Raw genomic sequence first — 2,486 nt, 5'->3', positions numbered from 1 at the left:
GGCAACGACCAGCCGACCTTCTGCATTGTATCCACGGACCTGTTTGCGTCCCTTATCGGCAATGATGCGCGTCACGGCGCCGCCGGCATTCTGCCCGATACTTGCAACCTGAATCGCAACGCCCGGTGTGTTGAAATCCACGCCGGGATTCATCTCTTTCAGATAGTTCTCGTCCATGTGAAACCGCTCGGCCAGCATTTCCGTCACTGATGTGAAGGCCATGCGCTCAAGTTGCGCTTTGTGGCTGTAATCTTCCGGGATGGATGCAACGAATGGATAAGCGGCATCTTCGGATGTGATCGTATAAGACATGAACGCCGGACCGCCGGTCTGTTCCAGAGATGCATTGATGCCTTCTTCGTTAAGAGGATCGAACTGCTGCCCTGTCATTTCCTCGAAAGCGGCAACAGCCTTGTCGACGTTCCCGCCCTTGTGACCATCGATAACGCCTGGCGACACACCAATCCGGTCAAGCAGAACCTGGATGGCGGCGATCTTGGCTTTTGCGCCCTGTCCCTTCGGCAATTCTATCGTGGGTGCCGGGTTGGGATGAACCGGTATCTGCTCCTGCTGCGGAACATCTGTCAGGCCATCGCCAGGCGCACCGGGTTCGACAAGGTTCGGATCGGTGGGTTGCAAATCCGATTCACCATTGGCGGGCGGCAAAGGTTCGCGGTTGACGCTGCCATAGTCGCTCTCGGAAGGCAGTGCCGTGCCGTAAGGATCATTCGAAATCGCACCCGTGTCATAAGGATCTTGCGGCGCATCGKGAAAATAATCCGTCCCCTCATTCGATTGATTGGTTTGCGCCTCTTCGACCGAAACGATCCGCCCACGGCGATCCACGGTAATTTTACGGCCATACTCGTCAAAATAGGATCGATAAGCTTGCCGCCGCTCGCGCGGTTCGAACCATTGCGCAACGGTATATGAAGCCTGGTCGTTGACGACGGGCACAGCCCTTTCGGCGGCTTGTGCGGTGAACGGAGCGACGGCACCTGTTGAAGCAATCAACAACATTCCAAACAATGAACAACGATAAGACGTCATGCCTTCAGCTTCCGGTTTCTGCCACTAACTTGTCGTTAAGCATAAATGACCGATTTTCCTGTCTTTATGGTTAATGACTGTAGGCTTTTATCGTTGCATTTATCGAATGAACGGGACGTGAAAATGGCCGCTATATGGCGGCCATCCTCTTTGTTTGCCGTTTTGCACAGGCGCACTTAGGCGGCCTCGCTCTTTTCCCGTTCGGGGGCGGATTTAACAGACTTGAAGTTCAGCCTGTCCGACCCTGCGGTGATCTTGACCGTGGAGCCATCCAGTATCTCGCCGAGCAGGATCCTTTCGGCCAGCGGGTCCTGGACTTCCTTCTGGATCACGCGCTTCAACGGTCGCGCACCATAGGCAGGATCGTAACCTTTCTCGGCCAGCCAGTTCGTTGCATCCTCATCGATCTTCAAAACGATCTTGCGATCTGTCAGAAGCGACTGCAGATGCTGCAGCTGGATTGCCACGATCTTGCCCATCTCCTTGCGCTGCAACCGATGGAACAGGATGATCTCATCCACACGGTTGAGGAACTCCGGTCTGAACGATGCCTTGACGACGTTCATCACCTCTTCACGAACCTCCTCGACATCCTGGCCCTCTGACAGCCCGACAAGGTACTCGGCCCCGAGGTTCGATGTCATGATGATCAGCGTGTTGCGGAAATCGACAGTACGCCCCTGACCATCGGTCAAACGGCCATCGTCAAGAACCTGCAGAAGCACGTTGAACACATCCGGATGGGCCTTTTCGATCTCGTCGAAGAGAATCACCTGATAAGGCCTGCGCCGGACAGCCTCGGTAAGAGCACCACCCTCTTCATAACCGACGTAGCCGGGAGGCGCGCCGATCAGCCGCGAGACCGAATGCTTTTCCATGTATTCGGACATGTCGAGCCGGACCATGGCCGTCTCGTCGGAGAACAGGAATGAAGCCAGCGTTTTCGTCAGCTCCGTCTTGCCGACACCTGTTGGCCCAAGAAAGATGAACGAGCCGATAGGCCGGTTCGGATCCTGTAAGCCTGCACGCGCGCGGCGAATGGCTTTCGACACTGCCTGGACTGCTTCGCCCTGACCGACGACCCGCTTGGCCAGTTCATCCTCCATACGCAACAGCTTCTCACGTTCGCCTTCCAGCATCCGGTCTACCGGAATGCCAGTCCAGCGTGAAACAACCTGAGCGATATGATCCGGTGTCACGATTTCTTCGACCATCGAGGTCGAACCGTCATGCTGTTCAGCCTCCGCCAGCTGCTTTTCCAACTGAGGGATCGTCCCGTAGGCAAGCTCGCCGGCCTTCTGGAATTCACCGTTACGCTGGGCAGATGCAAGCGCATTGCGTGCATCGTCAAGCTGTCGCTTCAAGTCGGCCGCATGGCCGAGTTTCTGCTTTTCAGCCTGCCAGGTGTTGGTTATCGCGGTCGACTGTTCTTCCAG

2 protein-coding genes are annotated in these 2,486 nt (G+C 56.0%); both read right to left on the bottom strand.

Features of this window, described 5'->3' with window-relative positions:
* Positions 1 to 1,020 (bottom strand): L,D-transpeptidase (locus ACXJ5O_RS24220; RefSeq protein WP_457302132.1); only part of this gene is annotated, 1,020 nt, incomplete at its 3' end.
* 206 nt (positions 1,021 to 1,226) lie between these two features.
* Positions 1,227 to 2,486, bottom strand: a 1,260-nt coding sequence (locus tag ACXJ5O_RS24215; protein WP_457302131.1) for an AAA family ATPase, incomplete at its 5' end; no start/stop codon positions are given.

The organism is Phyllobacterium sp. P5_D12 (assembly GCF_054049495.1).
The sequence above is the reverse complement of the archived record's forward strand: the minus strand, read 5'-3'. Positions and strand labels throughout refer to the sequence as shown.